This is a genomic window from Nocardia sp. NPDC041819 (assembly GCF_055590505.1).
This window is the reverse complement of the sequence record NZ_JBVJAP010000016.1, coordinates 35,574-55,083: the sequence shown is the minus strand read 5'-3', so window position 1 is coordinate 55,083 and position 19,510 is coordinate 35,574. Positions and strand designations below refer to the sequence as shown.

At 68.4% G+C, this 19,510-nt stretch carries 19 protein-coding genes; 10 read left to right on the top strand and 9 right to left on the bottom strand.

Features of this window, described 5'->3' with window-relative positions; all coding sequences use genetic code 11:
* The first annotated feature begins 81 nt into the window (after positions 1–81).
* A complete protein-coding gene (locus ACZ6DL_RS31835) occupies positions 82–618 on the top strand; it encodes a DNA-directed RNA polymerase subunit beta (protein ID WP_466056661.1) in 537 nt (178 codons plus the stop codon).
* Between the two features lie 343 nt (positions 619–961).
* Positions 962–2,098, top strand: coding sequence for an epoxide hydrolase family protein (locus ACZ6DL_RS31830; protein WP_466056659.1), 1,137 nt, complete (start codon positions 962–964; stop codon positions 2,096–2,098).
* 288 nt (positions 2,099–2,386) lie between these two features.
* On the opposite strand, the gene ACZ6DL_RS31825 is transcribed toward ACZ6DL_RS31830, so the two are convergent.
* The 4 genes from ACZ6DL_RS31825 to ACZ6DL_RS31810 form a co-directional block, all read right to left on the bottom strand.
* A complete protein-coding gene (locus tag ACZ6DL_RS31825) occupies positions 2,387–3,544 on the bottom strand; it encodes an acyl-CoA dehydrogenase (RefSeq protein WP_396987833.1) in 1,158 nt (385 codons plus the stop codon).
* 163 nt (positions 3,545–3,707) lie between these two features.
* Positions 3,708–4,370 (bottom strand): TetR family transcriptional regulator, encoded by a 663-nt coding sequence (locus ACZ6DL_RS31820; RefSeq protein WP_466056772.1) that lies wholly within the window; start codon positions 4,368–4,370, stop codon positions 3,708–3,710.
* Positions 4,371–4,560: 190 nt separating this feature from the next.
* Complete coding sequence (gene purE / locus ACZ6DL_RS31815; protein ID WP_466056657.1) at positions 4,561–5,076, bottom strand: 5-(carboxyamino)imidazole ribonucleotide mutase; 516 nt, start codon at positions 5,074–5,076, stop codon at positions 4,561–4,563.
* Positions 5,069–6,289: a 5-(carboxyamino)imidazole ribonucleotide synthase gene (locus ACZ6DL_RS31810; protein ID WP_466056655.1), complete on the bottom strand. Its 1,221-nt coding sequence runs from the start codon at positions 6,287–6,289 to the stop codon at positions 5,069–5,071. Before ACZ6DL_RS31810 ends, purE begins: the two co-directional genes overlap by 8 nt.
* 39 nt (positions 6,290–6,328) lie before the next feature.
* Here ACZ6DL_RS31810 and ACZ6DL_RS31805 point away from each other — a divergent pair, with 39 nt between their 5' ends.
* Complete coding sequence (locus ACZ6DL_RS31805; RefSeq protein ID WP_466056653.1) at positions 6,329–6,868, top strand: GtrA family protein; 540 nt, start codon at positions 6,329–6,331, stop codon at positions 6,866–6,868.
* A gap of 1 nt (position 6,869) precedes the next feature.
* On the opposite strand, the gene ACZ6DL_RS31800 is transcribed toward ACZ6DL_RS31805, so the two are convergent.
* From ACZ6DL_RS31800 to ACZ6DL_RS31790, 3 genes are read right to left on the bottom strand one after another with little or no spacing between them, the layout of a single operon-like run.
* A complete protein-coding gene (locus tag ACZ6DL_RS31800; protein ID WP_466056651.1) occupies positions 6,870–8,174 on the bottom strand; it encodes a sensor histidine kinase in 1,305 nt (434 codons plus the stop codon).
* 1 nt (position 8,175) lies between these two features.
* Positions 8,176–8,853 (bottom strand): response regulator transcription factor, encoded by a 678-nt coding sequence (locus tag ACZ6DL_RS31795; RefSeq protein ID WP_040865082.1) that lies wholly within the window; start codon positions 8,851–8,853, stop codon positions 8,176–8,178.
* A gap of 17 nt (positions 8,854–8,870) precedes the next feature.
* On the bottom strand, positions 8,871–9,416 hold the full coding sequence (locus ACZ6DL_RS31790) for a PH domain-containing protein (protein WP_466056649.1): 546 nt from the start codon (positions 9,414–9,416) through the stop codon (positions 8,871–8,873).
* 159 nt (positions 9,417–9,575) lie between these two features.
* On the opposite strand from ACZ6DL_RS31790, the gene ACZ6DL_RS31785 reads away from it, so the two are divergent.
* The gene (locus tag ACZ6DL_RS31785) at positions 9,576–10,529 is read left to right on the top strand and encodes an acyl-ACP desaturase (protein WP_466056647.1); all 954 of its coding nucleotides are present in this window, start codon (positions 9,576–9,578) and stop codon (positions 10,527–10,529) included.
* Positions 10,530–10,591: 62 nt separating this feature from the next.
* On the opposite strand, the gene ACZ6DL_RS31780 is transcribed toward ACZ6DL_RS31785, so the two are convergent.
* A complete protein-coding gene (locus ACZ6DL_RS31780) occupies positions 10,592–11,398 on the bottom strand; it encodes a biotin--[acetyl-CoA-carboxylase] ligase (protein ID WP_466056645.1) in 807 nt (268 codons plus the stop codon).
* Between the two features lie 424 nt (positions 11,399–11,822).
* Here ACZ6DL_RS31780 and ACZ6DL_RS31775 point away from each other — a divergent pair, with 424 nt between their 5' ends.
* From ACZ6DL_RS31775 to ACZ6DL_RS31765, 3 genes are all read left to right on the top strand, one after another.
* The gene (locus tag ACZ6DL_RS31775) at positions 11,823–13,463 is read left to right on the top strand and encodes an acyl-CoA carboxylase subunit beta (RefSeq protein WP_040865078.1); all 1,641 of its coding nucleotides are present in this window, start codon (positions 11,823–11,825) and stop codon (positions 13,461–13,463) included.
* A 200-nt stretch (positions 13,464–13,663) separates the two neighbouring features.
* Positions 13,664–13,990: an acyl-CoA carboxylase subunit epsilon gene (locus ACZ6DL_RS31770; protein WP_435825873.1), complete on the top strand. Its 327-nt coding sequence runs from the start codon at positions 13,664–13,666 to the stop codon at positions 13,988–13,990.
* Entirely contained in the window at positions 13,987–14,619 is a 633-nt protein-coding gene (locus ACZ6DL_RS31765) for a nucleoside triphosphate pyrophosphatase (RefSeq protein WP_466056643.1), read from the top strand. The genes ACZ6DL_RS31770 and ACZ6DL_RS31765 overlap by 4 nt, the downstream gene beginning before the upstream one ends.
* Here the strand turns inward: ACZ6DL_RS31765 and ACZ6DL_RS31760 are convergent.
* Positions 14,548–15,327, bottom strand: coding sequence for a helix-turn-helix transcriptional regulator (locus tag ACZ6DL_RS31760; RefSeq protein ID WP_466056641.1), 780 nt, complete (start codon positions 15,325–15,327; stop codon positions 14,548–14,550). The genes ACZ6DL_RS31765 and ACZ6DL_RS31760 overlap by 72 nt on opposite strands.
* Before the next feature lie 169 nt (positions 15,328–15,496).
* Here ACZ6DL_RS31760 and ACZ6DL_RS31755 point away from each other — a divergent pair, with 169 nt between their 5' ends.
* The 3 genes from ACZ6DL_RS31755 to ACZ6DL_RS31745 all read left to right on the top strand — a co-directional run bounded on the left by ACZ6DL_RS31755 (position 15,497) and on the right by ACZ6DL_RS31745 (position 19,489).
* Positions 15,497–16,414, top strand: a complete 918-nt coding sequence (locus tag ACZ6DL_RS31755) for a sulfurtransferase (RefSeq protein ID WP_466056639.1) — start codon at positions 15,497–15,499, stop codon at positions 16,412–16,414.
* 197 nt (positions 16,415–16,611) lie between these two features.
* Positions 16,612–18,417 carry an acetyl/propionyl/methylcrotonyl-CoA carboxylase subunit alpha gene (locus ACZ6DL_RS31750; RefSeq protein ID WP_466056637.1) on the top strand — a complete coding sequence of 602 codons (1,806 nt, stop codon included), beginning with the start codon at positions 16,612–16,614 and terminating at the stop codon, positions 18,415–18,417.
* Between the two features lie 133 nt (positions 18,418–18,550).
* Positions 18,551–19,489: a patatin-like phospholipase family protein gene (locus ACZ6DL_RS31745; RefSeq protein ID WP_466056635.1), complete on the top strand. Its 939-nt coding sequence runs from the start codon at positions 18,551–18,553 to the stop codon at positions 19,487–19,489.
* Positions 19,490–19,510: the final 21 nt, after the last annotated feature.

Genomic DNA, 19,510 nt, shown 5'->3' with positions numbered 1-19,510 from the left:
GAGGCAGCGCCTGAGGGGGGCTGCGAAAACGTAGACCTCACAACCCCGTTCGCCGCCCTTCGTGGTTTCGTTCAAGAGCTGTTGGAGTTCGGGCGCGCCCATGAACCCTTCGATGAAGCAGAGGTCTCGTTGCGCCACATAGCGTTTGGAGACACGCCGTTGTCTCGCTGCCACTACTACCGACAGGTGTGCGGCCTCCCCGCGACGGTCGACCCTCCCCAGATCGGCCGGATCATCGTCCGAACCGGAATGGTCTGGGCCATAACCATGCCCGCCGTGCTGGGACAGCACGTTAAGGCGCGGATGCAGTATCACGGCCACGAGCTGGGACCGATCCTGTCGCATCCACGATCGAATCGGTGGACGTTCATCATCCGGCCGGACCTGCCGGACGACGTGCCGCTGTTCGCCGAGATGTTCCGCTTGAACGTGTCCATCATCCGCTACGGCGGGACGATCGCCTTGCCGAGCCCCACCGATCGAGGCACCCAGTTCCGCGCGTGGATAACGCGGCCCGACACGGCATTTCGCCCCTCCGGCCGGGTAGTCGTCGCGGCGATCCGTGGCTGCGTGGCCGACAAGCTCGCGCGACGCCGGCGATGGGCGGCATATGTCTGATCGCGCGGCATCATCCCCCATCCCCTCCGAGCCGGATGTTCACCTGTCGGTGTTCTGGCACGGCGTCCGCCTGGACTTCGTCGCCTGCGTCACGGCCGCGTGCCTGTTCGTTCAGGAGTGGCGCGCCCGCCACTGGCACGACGCAGTCGAAGTATCCACAGACGACACCGACGGCTACCCGAGACTGCCGTGCGAACGGCTGTATTTGCACCCCTGACACCCCCGACATCACCGCCCGCGAGACGTCGCGCGGGTCGGCAGCCCGACACGAGGAGTTGAAACGGAATGATCCGTTCTGTAAAGTTCAAACAGAACGAAGCATTCCATTCCAAAGGAGATCGCTATGAGCGCCATCAAGCCCTTCCAGGTCGACATTCCGCAGACCAAGCTCGATGATCTGGCCGAGCGTCTGCGCCGCTCCCTGTGGCCGAGCGAACTGCCCGGCGTGGGGGATTCCTATGGAGTCCCCCAGGATCGGGTGCGCGGCCTGGCTCAGTACTGGCTGGAGACCTTCGACTGGCGGGCGCTGGAGGCGAAGCTGAACGCCTACCCGCAGTTCACCAGTGAGATCGATGGCGAGAACATCTACTTCCTGCACATCCGGTCATCGCGCGCGGACGCGCTGCCAGTGGTCCTGACCCACGGCTGGCCCGGCTCGGTGCTCGAGTTCCTCGACGTCATCGAGTCGCTGACCGCGCCGGAGTCCGCTGAGCATCCCGCCTTCCACCTCGTGATTCCGGCGCTGCCCGGCATGGGCTTCTCCGGCCCGACGCACAGCACCGGCTGGACCATGCGGCGCGTCGCCAAGGCCTGGATCGAGCTGATGGATCGGCTCGGCTACCAGCGCTTCGGTGCGATCGGCAACGACGGCGGCTCGATGGTCTCCCCGGAGATCGGTCGCCTGGCGCCGGAGCGGGTAGTGGGTGTCCATGTGACACAGCTGTTTTCGTTCCCGTCCGGCGATCCGGCCGAGTTCGTCGGCCTCTCGCCGGAGGATCTGGCGGCACTCGAACACCTGAAGTGGTTCCAGGACAACAAGATGGCCTTCAACATCCTGTGCAGCCAGCAGCCGCAGACGCTGGCCTACGCGCTCTGCGATTCGCCGATCGGCCTGCTGGGTTGGAACGCACAGCTTTTCGGTGAGAGTCTGGACGCCGATTTCGTCATCGGCAACGTCGCCCTCTACTGGCTGACCGGCACCGCGGGCTCCTCGATCCGGTACTACTACGAGGAGGCGCACAGCACCGACCGCCCGACCGGCTCGACCACGACCCCCATCGCCCTCGCCATGTTCAAGGGCGATTTCCAGTCGATCCGCCGGTTCGCCGAGCGTGACCACAGCAATATCGTCAGCTGGAACTCCTACGACGCGGGCTCGGTGATCGGCGGTCCGAACGATGCCGCGGGCCACTTCGCCGCGCATGAGGCACCCGAACTGCTCGTCGGCGACATCCGGCGGTTCTTCGCCGAAGTCGGCTGAAGTCCGGCCACGCGAAACAGTCTCTCGGCAGCAGCATCACTGTCACTCGTTTCGACGACGAGGCAGCACGCGTGGAGACCGGTTGGTGTTCCGACCTGGCCGTGGACTATGCGAGTAGTGATCGAGGGTCCCGGCTCGACGCAGGCACGCACCCGTTTGGCGCCGTCGAGCCGCACACGGGCGGGGCGGGCGATCGGCGGATATTCGGGCGGCCTGGGCACCGACGGCCTGACGAGGGCCTGAGGTGCGTTCCAGGACCGCCCGAACGTCACGTGATCTACGGAAACATCACTTCAGCAGCGCGCGCGACATCACCAGGCGCTGGATCTGGTTGGTGCCCTCGTAGATCTGGGTGATCTTCGCGTCACGCATCATGCGCTCCACCGGGAAGTCTGTGGTGTAGCCCGCGCCGCCGAAGAGCTGGACGGCGTTCGTGGTGACCTCCATGGCGACGTCGGAGGCGAAGCACTTGGCGGCGGCGGAGATGAAGCCGAGGTTCTGCTCGCCGCGCTCGGCACGTGCGGCCGAGGTGTAGACCATGAGGCGGGCGGCCTCGATCTTCATCGCCATGTCGGCGAGCATGAACTGGGTGTTCTGGAAGTCGGCGATCGACTTGCCGAACTGCTTGCGGTCCTTGGTGTAGGCGATGGCCGCGTCCAGCGCGCCCTGGGCCAGGCCGACGGCCTGCGCGCCGATGGTGGGGCGGGTGTGGTCGAGGGTCTGCAGCGCGGTCTTGAAGCCGGTGCCCGGCTCGCCGACGATGCGGTCACCCGGCACCCGGCAGTTCTCGAAGTACAGCTCGGCGGTGGGCGAGCCCTTGATGCCCAGCTTGTGCTCCAGCGGGCCGACCACGAAGCCCTCGTCGTCCTTGTGCACCAGGAAGGCCGAGATGCCGTTGGCGCCCTTCTCCGCGTCGGTCACCGCCATCACGGTGTACCAGGAGGACTTGCCGCCGTTGGTGATCCAGCACTTGGAGCCGTTGATGATCCAGTCGTCACCCTCCCGCTTGGCCCGGGTGCGCATGCCTGCCGCGTCGGAGCCCGCCTCGCGCTCGGACAGCGCGTAGGAGGCCATCTCGCCGTTGACGATGTCCGGCAGCACCTTGTGCTTCAGCTCCTCGGAGCCGTTCAGGATCAGGCCCATGGTGCCGAGTTTGTTGACCGCGGGGATCAACGAGGACGAACCGCAGACGCGCGCGACCTCCTCGATCACGATGCAGGTGGCCACCGAGTCGGCCCCCTGGCCGCCGTAGGCCTCCGGCACGTGCACGGCGTTGAAGCCGGAGGCGTTCAGCGCGGTCAGCGCCTCCTCCGGGAAGCGGGAGTTGCCGTCGACGTCCTTGGCGTGCGGAGCGATCTCCTTCTCGGCGAGAGCGCGGATCGCGGCGCGCAGCTCATCGTGGAAGTCCTCGAGCTTGAACAGGTCGAAATCGGGGTTTCCCGCCATCGGGCTTCACTCCTGGTCGTCGGTGGTGATCGCCGCTTTCCGCCGAGAAAGCAACGCGTCGGCACTCAGTGCCATATATGAGTCGAGTATACCCACATGGACGCGTGTCACATGGGAAGATAACGTGGCACTCGGTGTCAGATTGGTCGCACTCATGGCCACGTCACAGGGTGCCGAGCTTGCGGACCAGCAGCTCCGCAATCTGCCTGGGCACGCCGTCGCGCGGGAACACGGCGACGACCAACTCGTCGGGGTTCACGGCACGCCCCGCGCCACGCGGGATCGCGGCCAGCTCCAACCGCAGGTCGGCGGCGCCCGCGTCCGACTCGCCGCGCACCATCCGCCGCAGCAGGTAGTTGTGCGTCGCCGTCACGGCGGCGGCGAACTGCACCCGCGCCAGATCGGGGACATCGGGCAGCCGCTCGCGCAGGTAGTCGGTGAACAACCGTTCGTAACGGAACACCGTGACGATCTCGCGCTCCCGCAGCGCGGGCACCCGGCGCACCACCTGATACCGCCGCGCCGCGATCTCCCGCCACTGCGTGAAGCGCTCGAACACCTGCACCACCGCCACGCACACCGCCTCCCACGGGTCCTCGCGCGACGCGGATAGGAACTGCTCGGCCTGCGCCAGCTGAGACTCGTGATCGGCGAAGATCACGTCCTCCTTGGACCGGAACTGCCGGAAGAACGTGCGCCGCGAGATCCCCGCCGCCTCGGCGATCTCATCGACCGTCGTCGCCTCGTACCCCTTCTCGGCGAACAACCGCAGCGCCTGATCCACCACCGTGAGCCGAAAATGCGCGGTGTCGTCGCCTCCCCGCATCCGAGCGATATCCCCTGTAGTCACGACCTCACACCGTAGTCAGCAACCGAAACCCCCAGTTCTCCGCGCCGGAGATTCCGCCATTTGCCGCTGCGCCCTCGCCCGTCGACTCACCACGCGACAGGCGGCAGACATGGCGAACGTGTCGCGGCCTGGCGCCCTCTGTCGTCCCGCCCGGTGACCGAGGCGCTCAACCCAAGAGCTTCGTGCGCAGTGCGTCGTCCTTTTCCAGCACCATCTGCTCGAGTCCGGCCTGGAACTGCTCCATCCGGGTGCGCAGGGCCGGGTCGTGGGCGGCGAGGATGCGGGCGGCGAGCAGGCCGGCGTTGCGGGCGCCACCGATGGAGACGGTGGCGACGGGCACGCCCGCGGGCATCTGCACGATGGACAGCAGCGAGTCCATGCCGTCGAGGTACTTCAGCGGGACCGGCACGCCGATCACCGGCAGCGGCGTGGCGGAGGCGACCATGCCGGGCAGGTGGGCCGCGCCGCCCGCACCGGCGATGATGACCTTCAACCCTCGACCGGCGGCGTCACGCGCGTAGTCGAGCATGCGCTGCGGAGTGCGGTGCGCCGAGACGACGCCCACCTCGAAGCGGATCCCGAATTCCGCCAACGCCTCCGCGGCGGCCTCCATCGTCGGCCAGTCGGAGTCGCTGCCCATGATCAGGCCGACAGCCGGGCCGATGGCCACTTCTTCACTCATGCGGATCCCATCCGTCGGTCCAGATCGCGTGCGACATCCAGTGCGCCGCCCGCTCGGCCTTCTCCCGAACCTCGGCCACGTCGTCGCCGAGGATGTTGACGTGCCCGATCTTGCGGTCGGGACGCTCGCCCTTCCCGTAAAGGTGCACCTTCGCCTCCGGGAGCCGGGCGAACAGGTGGTGCAGCCGCTCGTCCATCGACATCTCCGGGGCCTGCGGCGCGCCGAGGATGTTGGCCATCACGGTCACCGGCGCCAGCGGCGCGGTGTCGCCGAGCGGGTAGTCGAGCACAGCGCGCAGATGCTGTTCGAACTGCCCGGTGCGGGCGCCGTCCATCCCCCAGTGCCCGGAGTTGTGCGGACGCATGGCCAGCTCGTTCACCAGCAGGTCGCCGTCGGTGGTCTCGAACAGCTCCACCGCCATGACGCCGACGACGCCGAGTTCCTTCGCGAGGTTCAACGCCATCGTCTCCGCCGCGGCGGCCGTGTCCTCCGGCAGGTCGGGCGCGGGCGCGATGACGACCGCGCACTGACCCTTGCGCTGCACGGTCTCCACCACCGGCCAGGTCGCCGCCTGCCCGAACGGCGAACGGGCCACCATCGCCGACAGCTCGCGCTTCAGGTCGATCCTCGCCTCCGCCAGCAGTTGGGCGCCGTACGCGAGCTGGTCGGTGACGATCGCCGCGGCCTCGTCTGCGGACTCGGGCATCCACACGCCGCGTCCGTCGTAACCGCCGCGCACCGCCTTCAGCACGATCCGCCAGCCGTGCTCGTCGCCGAAGCGCACCGCGTCGGAGACCGAGGTCACCGGCGTGAACGCGGGCACGGGCAGCCCGAGCCCACTCAGCTTGGTGCGCATCGCCAGCTTGTCCTGCGCGTAGACCAGCGCCTGCGGCGGCGGCTGCACGTTGACGCCCTCGGCGACCAGCGCCTCCAGGTGCTCGGTCGGCACGTGCTCGTGGTCGAAGGTCAGCGCGTGCGACCCGACCGCCGCCTTGCGCAGTGCGCCCAGGTCGGTGTGGCTGCCGAGCACCACCTCGGGACTCACCTGGGCAGCCGGGTCCTCGGGGTTCTCGGCGAGTACGCGAAGCCGCTGGCCCAGCGCGATCGCCGCCTGATGCGTCATGCGCGCCAGCTGTCCGCCACCGATCATGGTGACGGTGGGCATTGCCGATGGATCGAAGGAACGTGCGCTCACGTCGGACAATATTGTCATGGCCGGCTCGAATGGTCGGTACCGGTACACTCCGGTCTTGTGTCATTCGTCGAAGACGTGGTCAGCGTCCTTCCCAAGCCGCTGCAAGATATCGCGTACCGGCATCGGGAGTTGATCAAATTCGCGATCGTCGGGGCGACCACGTTCGTGATCGACAGCGGCATCTTCTACGGACTCAAGTGGACGGTACTCGCGGAGAAACCGGTCACGGCCAAGATCATTTCCGGCGTCATCGCCGTGATCGCGTCCTACATCCTGAACCGGGAATGGTCGTTCAAGAATCGCGGCGGGCGCGAACGCCATCACGAGGCGCTGCTGTTCTTCGCCGTCAGCGGCGTCGGCGTGGTCCTGGCCTTCACCCCGCTGTGGATCTCGAGCTACGTCTTCGATCTGCGCCAGCCCAACGTGAGCTTCACGGTCGAGAACATCGCCGACTTCATCAGCGCCTTCATCATCGGCAATCTGCTGCAGATGGCCTTCCGCTTCTGGTCGATGCGCCGCTGGGTCTTCCCGGACGAGATGCAAGAGCTCGAAGCGGAGTTCGTCGACCTCGTGGAAGAGGAACTCGGCCGCGGCTGAGTCAGCGCGGCTCGGCCACCACCGCGTTCGCCGGACGGGCCTTCGAGGCCCCGAGGAACACCGCGAACAGCGCGGGCCTGCGCCGTTGCAATTCCAGGCGTCCGCCGTCCGCCTCGACCAACGCCCGCGCCAGCGCGAGGCCGACTCCGGTGGAACCGCCCGCGGAGAAGCCCCGGTCGAAGATGTGCGGCGCCAACTCGTCGCGAACGCCGTGCCCCTCGTCGGCGACCTCGACGCACACCAGCGGCTCACGGCCGACCCCCGGCCGCACCGAGCGCACCGACACCGTGCAGGTCCCACCGCCGTGCATGAGCGCGTTGTCCACCAGCACCGCGACCGCCTCGCGCAGCCGCGAACCCGTGATCGGGGCGCGCAGCGACTCGTCGCCGGTGAGCGTCAGCGTCCGGCCCGTCTCGGTGAACGGGTGGGTCCATTCGGCGACCACACCGCGCAACTCGTCCATCACCGGCACCGGATCGCGATCGGCCGCGTCCTCGTCCCTGGAGGCGCGGACCAGATCGTCGATCGCGTCGGTGAGGCGGTCGACCTGCGCCATCGCCTCCTCGGCCTCGTGCACCACTTCCGGATCGGGATGGGCGGACAGCTCGTCGAGGCGCAGCCGCACCGCGGTCAGCCTGCTGCGCAGCTGATGTGAGACATCCGCCACCAGGGCGTGTTCGCGCTGGAGCCGTCCGGCGATCTCCACCGTCGCCGAGTCGAGCACGTCGGAGACGCGGTCCAGTTCCGCGATGCCGTGCCTGCGCGGATCGGGGCGGAAATCGCCCATCGCCAGCCGCGCCGCGCGCGCCGCGACGTCCCGCAGCGGATCGGCGACCCGCCGCGCGGTGACCACCGCGACCGAGACCGCCGCGCCGAGCGAGGCGAGCACCGCCAGCGCGACCACCGCGACCGCCTGGCGCTGCATGGCGTGCATCGGCGCCGAGGGCACCTCCAGGCGCAGCGACGCGGACTTGCCCATGGACAGCGACTCGACCAGCGGGTCGGGCACCTGGGCCACCCCGATGTCGCGCCGCGAGGCGTTGTCCTGCTGCGACGGATAGACGATGGTGAGCTTCCCGTTCTCCGGCACCAGCGGCGCCACCGACCGGACGTCCAGCTCGCCGGGCACGGTGCCGTCGCGCTCCTGCGCGATGATCTCCGCGGCGATCCGGTCCAGCCGGTTCTGCAGGTCGTTGCGCGTGATGTCCTCCACCCACAACCACGCCGTGTAGATCAGCGGCACGCCGAGCACCACCGTGGTGAGGGTCAGCACGGTGAGCATGGAACGCAGGATCCGGCGGCGCACGTCAGTCGGTGTTCAGCCGGAAGCCGACCCCGCGCACGGTGACGATGCGCCGTTCGGCCATGGGGCCCTCGTCGCCGATCTTGCGGCGCAACCAGGACATGTGCATGTCCAACGTCTTGGAACCGCGCAGCTCCGCGTCGCCCCACACCTCGCGCAGGATGGTCTCGCGCGCCACCACCTGACCCGCCCGGTCGATCAGCACCTTGAGCAACTCGTATTCCTTGTTGGCCAAACCGATTTCCACTCCGTTGACCAGCACTCGCCGCGCCGCCGGCTCCAGGCGGATCCCCCCGACCTCGACCGTGTCGTCGCCGATTCCGCTGCGCCGCAACAACGCTCGCACCCGGGCCAGCAGCTCGGCGAGGCGGAACGGCTTGCCGACGTAGTCGTCGGCGCCCGCGTCCAGCCCCACCACGAAATCCACCTCGTCGGTGCGCGCGGTGAGCATCAGCACGGCCAGATCCGCGCCGCGAGCGCGCACCTGACGGCATACCTCCAACCCGTCCATACCCGGCAGGCCGAGATCGAGGATGAGCAGGTCATGGCCGCCTTCCAGGGCTCGTTGCAGCACGGCCGGGCCGAAACTCTCGACGGTCACCGAGTAGCCCTCGCGGCCGAGCGCGCGTGACAGCGGGGCCGCGATGGCGTCGTCGTCCTCGGCCAGCAGTACAGCGGTCATACGCCCAGGTTACGGGCTCACCGGTAGCTGCGACGGTCGTCGCGGCGCTCGTCGCGGCCGTCGCGATGGCGTTCGACCTCGAACACCTGGTGGTACAGCAGCGCGTGCACCTGCTGGACCGACGGGATGTCGTCGTATTCCAGCGGCTCCGAGGAAGACGACTCGATGATCAGCGTCCCGGTGCCGAGAAGCCGATCGAAGAGTCCGTGCCGGAATTGCACGCTGGAGATCCGGCTCATCGGGATGTCGATGCCGCTGTGGGTGAGCACGCCCTGCCGCACCAGCACCCGCCGGTCGGTGATGATGAAATGCGTCGACTTCCATCGGATAACCGGTGCGGCACAACGCCATAGCAGGATCGCCAGATACACCACGAGCACCGTGACGAGCAGGACCGAGGCGGTGGTGCCCGTGGCCTTCTGCGAGACGAGTCCCCCTGCGAAACCGGCGAGCGCGGTGGCCACGATGAGCGTCACGATCGGCCAGAAGAGCATTTTCCAATGCGGGTGGCGATGCAGCAGCAGCTGTTCCTCGGGCGCCAGCACATCCTCCGGATAACCCATGTCAGGAACACTACCGCCTGAAGATGCCGGAACGGCTGACACCGCAGCGCGTCATGCTGCACAATCGGCACCCTGCGTGTGACTATTCCGCGCAGTGGCTCTCTGTATCGCGCAACGCCCGGCTCACCATCATCGTCGATTCAGACCGTGGAGGAACGCGTGACCAAAGACCTGACCCCGCTGCAAATCCTGGCCGAACTCGAGCCCGTCGCCGAAGAGAATGTCAATCGGCACCTGTCCATGGCGAAAGACTGGAACCCCCACGATTACGTGCCGTGGAGCCAGGGCCGTAATTTCGCCGCACTGGGCGGCGTCGACTGGGAACCGGAGCAATCGCACCTCAGCGAGGTCGCCCGGGTCGCCATGATCACCAATCTGCTCACCGAGGACAATTTGCCCTCCTATCACCGGGAGATCGCGCAGAACTTCTCCGAGGACGGTCCGTGGGGAACCTGGGTCGACCGGTGGACCGCCGAGGAGAATCGCCATGGCATCGCCATGCGGGACTACTTGGTCGTCACCCGCGCGGTCGATCCGGTCGCCCTGGAAGAGTCCCGGATGATCCATATGAGCAACGGCGTCCAGTCACCAGAAGGGTGGGGCGGATTCCTGGCGAGCGTCGCGTACGTCACCTTCCAGGAACTGGCCACCCGTGTGTCCCACCGCAATACGGGCAAGGCGTGCAACGACGCCGTGGCCGACCGCCTGCTCCAGCGCATCTCCGCCGACGAGAACCTGCACATGATCTTCTACCGCTCGCTGTGCGGCGCGGCGCTGGACCTGGTCCCCGACCAAGCGCTGCCCGCGATCACCAGGATCGTGCGGAATTTCCTGATGCCCGGCGCCGGGATGCCCAACTTCCGCCGCTACGGCGTGCTGATGGCCAAGCACGGCATCTACGATCTGCGCCAGCATCTGGAGGAGGTGCTCCAGCCGGTGCTCAAGCAGTGGAACGTCTTCGAGCGCTCCGATTACGGGCCGCGCGGCGAGCAGGCCCGGGACGAACTCGGCACGTTCCTGGAGAAGCTGAGCAAGGACGTGATCAAGTTCGAGGAGCAGCGCGATCGCGCCCTCGCCCGGGATGCCTCGCGCGGCGTCGCCCAGCGCGTCTGAGGGCACGCCGCCGCGCGTTGCCGGCGGCGCGGGGGCCGCCGCGCCGCCGGGCGGTCCGGCGCTCAGTACTGGGCGCGCAGATGCGTGACGTCGCCGGCGGATACCGCTTGCCCGCCGATGAGCAGGCGGCCGTACTCGTCGACGCCCTCGGCGACGCCGGTCAGCGTCCGGTCCCCGGGCAGCTCGGCACGGACCTCGGCGCCGATCGTGGCGCACCGCTCGCGATAGGCGGCGGCCAGTTCGTCGATCGCCCAGTCCGCGTCGCGCCACGCGGTGAAGCGGCGGGCGAACTCGGTCAGCAGGGATCGCACGAGCACCGTGCGATCGGTCTGCCGCGCGCCGGCGATGGTGAGCGAGGTGGCGTGCGGCACCGGCAGTTCCTCTTCGGTCAGGCTCACGTTGAGTCCGAGCCCGATCACCACGGCGGGCGCGCCGCCCTCCGCGCTCGCCGCGACCTCGGCCAGGATGCCCGCCACCTTGCGGCCCTCGATCAGCACGTCGTTGGGCCATTTGAGTTCCGCGGGCACGTCCGCCGAGACCCGCAGCGCGTCGACCACGGCCACGCCGGTCAGCAGTGCCAGCCAGGCGAGCGAGGCCGGGCCGATCCCGGGCAACCGCACCAGCAGCGACATCGCCAGCTGCGCTCGCGGCGGGCTGACCCAGGTGCGCGCGTGCCTGCCGCGACCCTGCACCTGGGTCTCCGCCAGCAGCACCACGCGGTCGGCGGCCGGATCGGCCGCCCGCGCGATCAGATCCGCGTTCGTGGACCCGGTCGACTCGACCACATCGATCCGCGTGAAGAACGACAGCTCGGGCGACTCGACGGCACTGCGCCGCAACTGCTCTGCATCCAACGGTGGCCTCTGCACACCGGCAGGCTACTCGTCGTGCCAGGCGCTACCCGACCAGGTCATACGAGGAGACGATCGGGTCGCGCGCCGCCGCGCCCATCCCGTCGCCGTCCTCCCGCTCGCCTTCGGCCGCCTCGGCCCACACCTCGGGCTCGCCGTACTTCGGCGCCTCCTCGGTGGTCCGTGTCCACGCCGTCTCGGCCGCCTACTCCGCGCGAGCTCTACCCCATTCCCACATGACGCGCTCCTCCCCCGCTCGGAAATCCGTCGCCCTCAGGCTAGGGGGACAGGACCGGTCGGCGATACTCATTTTCCGCCTTCCGGACTCTGCTACCGACCAGGAAGTTTGCCTGGGAAAATTGATCTAGCTGCGGTTTTCTACTCACCGGTAGCCCGGTCTTGGTTAGAAAGTAAACGCTGGTACTGGTTACACTCCGATGCCATGACGAGTGTCCAGCAGCAGCCCGCATCAGGTCCGGCGGGCTCCCCCGATATCCACACCACCGCCGGGAAGCTGGCTGACCTGCGGAATCGGCTGGAAGAGGCCAAGCACCCGATGGGTGAGGCCGCGGTCGACAAGGTGCACGCGAAGGGCAAGATGACCGCCCGCGAGCGCATCCTCGCACTGCTGGACGAAGGGTCCTTCGTCGAGCTCGACGCCTTGGCCCGCCACCGCAGCGTGAACTTCGGCCTGGAGAACAACCGCCCGCTCGGCGACGGCGTGGTGACCGGTTACGGCACCATCGACGGCCGCGACGTCTGCATCTTCAGCCAGGACGTCACGGTGTTCGGCGGCAGCCTCGGCGAGGTCTACGGCGAGAAGATCGTCAAGGTGATGGATCTGGCGCTGAAGACCGGCCGCCCGCTGATCGGCATCAACGAGGGCGCGGGCGCCCGCATCCAGGAGGGCGTGGTCTCGCTCGGTCTCTACGGCGAGATCTTCCACCGCAACATCCAGGCCTCGGGCGTGATCCCGCAGATCTCGCTGATCATGGGCCCGGCCGCCGGTGGCCACGTGTACTCCCCGGCGCTGACCGACTTCGTCGTCATGGTCGACGGCACCAGCCAGATGTTCGTCACCGGCCCGGACGTCATCAAGACGGTCACCGGTGAGGACGTCACCATGGAGGACCTGGGCGGCGCGCACACGCACATGACCAAGTCCGGCGTCGCGCACTACGTCGCCTCCGGCGAACAGGACGCGCTGGACTACGTCAAGGACCTGCTGTCCTACCTGCCGAGCAACAACCGCGCCGAGGCGCCGCGGTTCCCGGCCACCGACCCGATCGACGGCGCGATCGAGGACTCGCTCACCGACGAGGACCTCGAGCTGGACACGATCATCCCGGACTCGCCGAACCAGCCCTACGACATGCACGAGGTGATCCGGCGTCTGCTCGACGACGACGAGTTCCTCGAGGTGCAGGCCGAGCGCGCGATGAACATCATCGTCGGCTTCGGCCGGATCGACGGCCGCAGCGTCGGCATCGTGGCCAACCAGCCCACCCAGTTCGCGGGCTGCCTGGACATCGACGCCTCGGAGAAGGCCGCGCGCTTCGTGCGCACCTGCGACGCGTTCAACATCCCGATCATCACCCTGGTCGACGTGCCCGGCTTCCTGCCCGGTACCGGACAGGAATACAACGGCATCATCCGGCGGGGCGCGAAGCTGCTCTACGCCTACGGCGAGGCCACTGTGGGCAAAATCACGATCATCACCCGCAAGGCCTACGGCGGCGCCTACGACGTCATGGGTTCCAAGCACATGGGCGCCGATGTGAACCTCGCCTGGCCGACCGCCCAGATCGCCGTCATGGGCGCGTCCGGCGCCGTCGGATTCGTCTACCGCAAGCAGCTGCAGCAGGCCGCCAAAGAGGGCGGAGACGTCGATGCGCTGCGGCTCGAGCTTCAGAACGAGTACGAGGACACGCTCGTGAACCCGTACGTCGCCGCCGAGCGCGGTTACGTGGACGCGGTGATCCCGCCGTCGCATACGCGCGGCCAGATCGTGTCCGCGCTGCGACTGCTCGAACGCAAGATGGTGACCCTTCCGCCGAAGAAACACGGCAACATCCCGCTGTGATCGAGCGATACGCTCGATAGGCCGCGCACAAAGGGTGGCATCGGCCTCGGTAACACTTACTCTGGCGTGTACCGGCTTGTTGCAGAGAGGCAATGAGTGCATCCGAGGACGAATGTTTCATCCGTAGCTAGTCGGAAAACGGGAATAGCCTGATCAGTCCGCTGATAGAGGCGAAGAGAGGACCTGGCACTGTGACGACCGTGGCAGAAGAAGATGTGTTGAGCGCCGTCGAACTGGATCTCACAGTCGACCCGATCGCAGACGAGACCGGTGCCTCCACCGGCTCCGACGCGGCAGCGCTATCCGCCGAGGCCACCGCTGAGCCGTTCTTCCGTGTCGTGAAGGGCTCGCCGAGCGACGAAGAACTCGCCGCGCTGGTGTGCGTGCTGTCCGCCGTGGCGAACAGCGCCGCGCCCACCGGCCCCGCCGGGCCGCCCGATATGTGGGGCCACCCGACGCTGATGCATCGCGGCTCTTCGCCGTTCTCCCCGTACGCCTTCCCGCAGCTGTCCCACTTGCGCGGGTGACGCGGCTGATCCTGGCTTCCGCGTCCCCGGCCCGCCGGGAGGTTCTCCGCTCGGCGGGTATCGACCCGATCGTCCGGGTCTCCGCCGTGGACGAGGACGCGGTCGCCGCCGCCCTCCCCGAGGACACGCCACCACGCGCGATCGTGGTGGAACTGGCGCGCGCCAAAGCGGCCGCCGTGGCCGCGGACATTCCGGAGCTGGCCGCCGACTGCGTTGTGGTGGCCTGCGATTCGATGCTGCTCGTCGACGGCGAGTTGCAGGGCAAGCCGCACACCGCTGAGGTCGCACGCGCGCGGTGGGGCGACATGGCCGGGCGCAGCGCGGACCTGGTCACCGGTCACTGCGTGGTGCGGATGCGGGATGGCCGGATCACCGCCGAGGCGGTCGATTGCAGCAGCACCACCGTGCACTTCGCCAAGCCGGAGCCGGACGAGCTGGACGCCTACATCGCGACCGGTGAGCCGCTCGAGGTAGCGGGCGCGTTCACCCTCGACGGGCTGGGCGGCTGGTTCGTCGATCGCATCGACGGCGACCCGTCCAGCGTCATCGGCATCGGGCTACCACTGCTGCGCCGACTGCTTGGCGATGTTGGGGTCAGCGTTACGCAGCTGTGGGGCCACACGGCCTGACGGCGCGGGGAACGCCTCGGCGTCCCCGCCCGGGGATACCGGCGGCGCCGCCTCCTTGGCCTCGGCGCGCTGTGCCGCGATGAGTTCGAGCCGGGCCACACACAGCTCCGGTTCCACGAACGGGTGCATCCGCACGTCGATCGTCCCGTGCGCGCCGCCCCGGTCGATCACCTCTTCGAGCAGGCCGAGGTGTACGCCGCACACCACCTCGGAGTGCGTCCGCGCCAGTTCGCGCAGCGGGCACGCCGTCAGACGGATCAGCACCTTGCCCTCGGTCTCCGAGGACGGGTCGCGCTCGGGCGCGAAGCCCAGTTCCGACATCAACGTCATCGTGAGGTCCTTGGCGTCCTCCAGCGACTCCACCCGATGGTCACCCACGTCGAGTCTGCTGCCCCAGGCGCGGCCCGCCGCGATCGCGGCCTCGGATCTGCGCCGCGCGTCCGGGCCGAGCTGATCGGCGAGCACCTGCGCCAGGTCCTGATAACCCACCGATCGCTGCACCGCGCTGTATCCGATACGCGGCCGCCCACGTCCGCGCGGCGGCTGCTGGAACTGCCGGACGAGGGATTCCCTGGTGAGCACATCGAGATGAAACCGGACCGTGGTGACGTGCTGTCCGGTGATTCTGGCCAGTTCCTGGGCGTCGAGAGGCTCGCTGGCGCCACGTAGGATCGCGAGCAGTCGCCGCCGCGGCCAAGAATCGGACATAGCTCACCCCTCCTCCCGGGAGACTTTATCGGATGTAGGTGCCCTTTATTCGGCCCTCATCCGATTTGTGATCTGAAACGAGAGTCACTGTCGCCTCACACCTACCATCGCTGTGAGGCCTCGAACCGCTGCCACCGCCGTCCACCCATGCCTGAAGGACCCAAACACCGTGCCCGTCGCTCCGGACCCTCATCCCTCACTCGGTTCCTACGCACACCCTCACCGACTAGTAACCACGGAGTGGCTGTCGGCAAACATAGGCGCGCGGGGACTCGAGATCATCGAGGCCAACGAGGACACGCTGCTGTACGACATCGGGCACGTTCCGGGCGCCACCAAACTGGATTGGCGAAGCGATCTGAACGATCCGGTCACGCGCGACTATATCGACGGAACCCGCTTCACCGAACTGATGCGCGCCAAAGGGATCGATCGTGACGACACAGTCGTGATCTACGGGGATCGTGGAAACACCCAAGCGGCGCACACGGCATGGGTGTTCACGCTGTTCGGGCACGAGGACGTGCGCCTGCTCGACGGCGGACGCGCGGCCTGGATCTCCGAGGGGCGCGACACGACGTTCGAACCCGGCTATCCGGTGCGCAGCGCCTACCCGGCCGCGCGCCGGGACGACAGCACCTTCCGCGCGTTCCGCGAGAACGTGCTCGCCCATCTCGGCAAACCGGTGATCGACGTGCGCTCGGCCGAGGAATACTCCGGCACGCGCGTGCTCGACGCGGCCGATCCCGAGGACGCGGCGATGCGCGGCGGCCACATTCCCAGCGCCTCGAACATCCCGTGGACCGAGGCGCTCGCCGCCGACGGGAGTTTCCGCTCGCGTGCCGAACTCGAGGAGGTCTACCGCGCGTCGGCCGACCAGGACGAGGTGATCGTCTACAGTCGAGTCGGCGCGCGATCCAGCCACAGCTGGTTCGTCCTGACCTACCTGCTCGGGCGCGACGGAGTACGCAACTACGACGGCTCCTGGACCGAGTGGGGGAACTCGGTGCGGATGCCGATCGCCAAGGGGGACGACCCGGGCGAAGTGCCAGTACGCGGCGGTTCTCGGCGCACCAGGAGCAGGTGAGTCGGGTGCGGTCCCAAACAGCGACAGCGTACGTTGTGATCCGCGACCTACTGTTGAGTAGGGCTAGCCGAGTTCGGCGTCTGTTGGCAGACTGCCTACACTCGCCCGAGACGTAAACAAGTCGATTATGGGAGCGGAGGCTGCACAGCGACCCCACCCCCGGCGAAGCGACCAGAAGAATGCACACAGGAGGCTCAGTGCCCAGCCATGCCAGCGCGCGGATCACAAAGGTACTCGTAGCTAACCGAGGCGAGATCGCCGTGCGCGTGATCCGGGCGGCCAAGGACGCCGGCATCGGCAGCGTCGCGGTCTACGCAGAGCCGGACGCGGATGCCCCGTTCGTCAAGCTCGCGGACGAGGCCTTCGCCCTGGGCGGCCAGACCTCGGCCGAGTCGTACCTCGTGTTCGACAAGATCCTCGACGCCGCCGCCAAGTCCGGCGCCGACGCCATCCACCCCGGTTACGGCTTCCTCTCCGAGAACGCCGACTTCGCCCAGGCCGTCATCGACGCCGGGTTGATCTGGATCGGCCCCTCCCCGCAGTCCATTCGCGACCTGGGCGACAAGGTCACCGCGCGGCACATCGCCGAGCGCGCGAAGGCGCCGATGGCCGCGGGCACCAAGGACCCGGTCAAGGACGCGACCGAGGTCGTCGAGTTCGCGAAGAAGTACGGTGTGCCGGTCGCGATCAAGGCGGCCTTCGGTGGTGGCGGCCGCGGCATGAAGGTCGCGCACTCCATCGAGGAGATCCCGGAACTGTACGACTCGGCCGTCCGCGAGGCCACCGCCGCCTTCGGCCGTGGTGAGTGCTTCGTCGAGCAGTACCTGGACAAGGCCCGCCACGTCGAGGCGCAGGTCATCGCCGACAAGCACGGCAACGTCATCGTCGCGGGCACCCGCGACTGCTCGCTGCAGCGGCGCTTCCAGAAGCTCGTCGAGGAGGCCCCGGCGCCGTTCCTGTCCGACGAGGTCCGCGCGAAGATCCACGCCTCGGCCAAGGCCATCTGCAAGGAAGCCGGCTACTACGGCGCGGGCACCGTCGAGTACCTGGTGCAGGGCGAGACCGTCTCCTTCCTCGAGGTGAACACCCGGCTGCAGGTCGAGCACCCGGTCACCGAGGAGACCGCGGGCATCGACCTGGTGCGCCAGCAGTTCCGCATCGCCAACGGCGAGAAGCTGGAGATCACCGAGGACCCGACGCCGCGCGGCCACGCCTTCGAGTTCCGCATCAACGGCGAGGACGCGGGCCGCGGCTTCCTGCCCGCTCCCGGCCCGGTGACCGTGTACTCCGAGCCGTCGGGCCCCGGCGTGCGCGTGGACTCCGGCGTGGTGGCCGGCAGCGTGATCGGCGGACAGTTCGACTCGATGCTGGCCAAGCTGATCGTCACCGGCGAGAACCGCACGCAGGCACTGGAGCGCGCGCGGCGCGCCCTGGCCGAGTTCGAGGTCGACGGCCTGGCCACGGTCATCCCGTTCCACCGGGCGATCGTCGAGGACCCGGCGTTCATCGGTGACGGCGAGAAGTTCGACGTCTACACCAAGTGGATCGAAAACGAGTGGGTCAACACCGTCGAGCCGTTCACCGGTGCGGGCGCCCCGGCCGACGAGGATGAGGACCAGCCGCGTCAGAAGGTCGTCGTCGAGGTCGGCGGCCGCCGGGTCGAGGTGTCGCTGCCGGGCAACTTCACCGTCGGCGCCGGTGCGGCCGGTGCGGCAGGCAACGGCGCCGGTGTGATCCGCAAGAAGCCCAAGCCGCGCAAGCGTGGCGGCGCGGGCGGCGGCGCGGCCTCCGGTGACGCGGTCACCGCTCCGATGCAGGGCACCGTCGTCAAGGTCGCGGTGGAAGAGGGCCAGTCGGTCGAGGCGGGCGATCTGATCGTGGTGCTCGAGGCCATGAAGATGGAGAACCCGGTCAACGCCCACAAGGCGGGTGTGGTCACCGGACTGTCCGTCGAGACGGGCGCGGCGATCACTCAGGGCACGGTTCTCGCAGAGATCAAGTAACAACGTCACGGAGCGGGCGCGGGACCACGAGGTTCCGCGCCCGCTTCGCTGTTCACGCGGCGGTCCTTCCGCCGTTACGCGAGCTGCCTCCGCTGGACCCGAAACGCACACCGAGGTGTCGTATCGTGTTGCGGTGACCAGCTCGACAAGCCTCTCCCCCGTCGCGGAGGTGATCCGCGCGCGGCGCGCCACGGCCGGCCGCGCCGACGGTCACCGCCTGGTGCTGGTGATAGAGGGCGGCGGCAGCCGGGGCGTGTACTCCAGCGGCATGGTGTCGGCGCTCGAGGAACTCGGGCTCGCCGGGGTATTCGACGCCGTGTACGGCACGTCGGCGGGCGCGATCAACGGTGCCTGGCTGCTGTGCGGGCGCGCGATCCCCGGCATGCGCTCCTGGACCGATCCGGAGATCATGCGCCGCGCCGTCGACCCGGCTCGGCTCCTGCGCGGACGTCCGGCGTTCGACCTGCGGTATCTCGTGCACCAGGTGTACGACGGCGTCGAACCGATGGATTTCGACGCGATCCTGGCCAACTCCACGACCTTCCATCCGATCGCCACCGATATCCGCACCGGGCAGGCGGTCGATCTGCATCCACAAATCACCGACAAACGGACGCTCATGCGTGCGCTGCGCGCGTCGGCGGGCCTGCCCATTCTGGCCGGGCCGCCGGTCGCCCTGGGCAGTTCGGCCTACTTCGACGGCGGCCTCTCCGAGACCGTGCCGATCCGCACCGCGGTCCGCGCGGGCGCCACCCATGCCTTGGTCCTGCGCACCAGGAGGGTGGACGAACGGCGCCCGCCCGCCTCGCGCCTGCACCAGATCATCGGCGGCGGCTATCTACGCGCCGTGGCCCCCGGCGCGTACCGGGCCTGGCTCGAACGCCCGCGGCAACAGGACCTCGAGGACCGGGCCCTCGCCGAGCTCGGCGACTCCGTGCTCCAGATTCACCCGCCCGTCGGCTCTCCGGACGTGGACAGCGCCGCCCGCGACACCACGCTGCTCGCCAGTGCCTTGCAAATCGGCCGCACAGCCGTGCTCGGCGCGCTCTCCGCCGTCATCCCGGCCGCCTGACCGACTTCGGCCCGCTTCCGC

Bases quoted from the DNA above. Each gene is read 5' to 3' on its own strand.
- ACZ6DL_RS31760 (WP_466056641.1), bottom strand. From the start codon at position 15,327: ATGTCCGATTCTTGGCCGCGGCGGCGACTGCTCGCGATCCTACGTGGC.
- ACZ6DL_RS31810 (WP_466056655.1), bottom strand. From the start codon at position 6,289: ATGACAATATTGTCCGACGTGAGCGCACGTTCCTTCGATCCATCGGCA.
- ACZ6DL_RS31790 (WP_466056649.1), bottom strand. From the start codon at position 9,416: ATGGGTTATCCGGAGGATGTGCTGGCGCCCGAGGAACAGCTGCTGCTG.
- ACZ6DL_RS31775 (WP_040865078.1), top strand. From the start codon at position 11,823: ATGACGAGTGTCCAGCAGCAGCCCGCATCAGGTCCGGCGGGCTCCCCC.
- ACZ6DL_RS31820 (WP_466056772.1), bottom strand. From the start codon at position 4,370: ATGCGGGGAGGCGACGACACCGCGCATTTTCGGCTCACGGTGGTGGAT.
- ACZ6DL_RS31825 (WP_396987833.1), bottom strand. From the start codon at position 3,544: ATGGCGGGAAACCCCGATTTCGACCTGTTCAAGCTCGAGGACTTCCAC.
- ACZ6DL_RS31830 (WP_466056659.1), top strand. From the start codon at position 962: ATGAGCGCCATCAAGCCCTTCCAGGTCGACATTCCGCAGACCAAGCTC.
- ACZ6DL_RS31795 (WP_040865082.1), bottom strand. From the start codon at position 8,853: ATGACCGCTGTACTGCTGGCCGAGGACGACGACGCCATCGCGGCCCCG.
- purE (WP_466056657.1), bottom strand. From the start codon at position 5,076: ATGAGTGAAGAAGTGGCCATCGGCCCGGCTGTCGGCCTGATCATGGGC.